This window comes from Mesorhizobium sp. B2-4-2 (assembly GCF_006442845.1).
In the GTDB taxonomy this organism is placed as follows: Bacteria; Pseudomonadota; Alphaproteobacteria; order Rhizobiales; family Rhizobiaceae; genus Mesorhizobium.
Genome location: NZ_VFVM01000030.1, coordinates 1 through 1,078, shown reverse-complemented (window position 1 = coordinate 1,078; position 1,078 = coordinate 1). Strand labels below are relative to the sequence as shown.

Sequence of the window (1,078 nt, the reverse complement as noted above, 5' to 3'; positions counted from 1 at the left end):
CTCGGCCATGGCGGCGGCTGGACGCTCTATCCGCCTTATTCGACGGATGGCCAGCCAGGTCCCGCCGTCGACCTCGTTATTCTGTCTATCCACCTTTCGGGGGCCTCCTCGATCCTCGGCGCGATCAACTTCATCACGACCATCTTCAACATGCGCGCACCCGGCATGACCATGCACAAGATGCCTCTGTTCGCCTGGTCGATGCTGGTCACCGCCTTCATGCTTCTCATGTCGCTGCCGGTGCTCGCCGGCGCGGTCACCATGCTGTTGACCGATCGCAATTTCGGGACGACCTTCTTTTCGCCGTCCGGCGGCGGTGATCCGATCCTCTACCAGCATCTGTTCTGGTTCTTCGGCCATCCCGAAGTCTACATCATGATCCTGCCTGGCTTCGGCATCATCAGCCACGTCATCTCGACCTTCGCCAAGAAGCCGATCTTCGGCTATCTCGGCATGGCCTATGCAATGGTGGCAATCGGCGCGATCGGCTTTGTCGTCTGGGCACATCATATGTATACGACCGGCCTGTCGGTCGACACGCAGCGCTACTTCGCCTTCGCATCGATGGTCATCGCCGTTCCAACCGGCGTGAAGGTGTTTTCGTGGCTGGCGACCATGTGGGGAGGATCGATAGAGTTCAAGACACCCATGATGTGGGCTCTCGGCTTCGTCTTGCTGTTCACCATTGGTGGCGTCACTGGCATCATGGTTGCGAACCCCGGTATCGACCGCGTGTACCACGACACTTATTTCGTGATCGCTCACTTCCACTATGTGCTGTCTTTGGGGGCGGTCTTCGCGATCTTTGCCGGCTTCTACTACTGGTTCCCGAAGATGACCGGCTATATGTACAGCGAAACGCTCGGCAAGCTGCATTTCTGGCTGATGTTCATCGGCGTCAACCTCGTCTTTTTCCCGCAGCATTTTCTGGGCATGGCCGGCATGCCGCGACGTTACGCCGACTATCCCGATGCTTTTGCCGGCTGGAATTTCGTCTCGTCGATCGGTTCCTACATCTCAACGGCCGGGCTTGTCGTCTTCTTCATCGCGGTTGCCGAGGCCTTCAGCCGAAGACGCC

At 58.3% G+C, this 1,078-nt stretch carries 1 protein-coding gene; it reads left to right on the top strand.

All coding sequences use genetic code 11. From position 1 onward, the window contains the following. A partial coding sequence (locus FJ942_RS28385; protein ID WP_140899655.1) for a cbb3-type cytochrome c oxidase subunit I occupies window positions 1–1,078 on the top strand: 1,078 nt, incomplete at both ends.